The organism is Glutamicibacter sp. BW77, from assembly GCF_002332285.1.
Taxonomy (GTDB): domain Bacteria; phylum Actinomycetota; class Actinomycetes; order Actinomycetales; family Micrococcaceae; genus Glutamicibacter; species Glutamicibacter bergerei.
This window is the reverse complement of sequence record NZ_NRGT01000063.1, coordinates 1-302: the sequence shown is the minus strand read 5'-3', so window position 1 is coordinate 302 and position 302 is coordinate 1.

The following is a 302-nucleotide window of genomic DNA, read 5'->3' as shown; positions in this document are numbered from 1 at the left end:
ACGGGGAAACCAGCCCAACTACTTTAACCGTGAGCTGCTTCATAAGAAACTCTTTTGCCAATTGCGCCAAGCTAAGAGACCGAATGCCCAAGAATTTCCCGGAAGCGCGGGGAACTCTGGATGAATAGCTGATGTAATGGACGATTTTGCGTTCACCCGCAAGACGTGTAGAGTTACTTCTCGCGCCGCTTGAACGGATTGCCCGCAAGGGATACGAATTCAAGGGACGTGAACAAGTCGGAAACATCGAGTTGACAATAGTCAACAAGGTGGTAAGCTTGTAAAGTTGCTCCGGAGCGAAG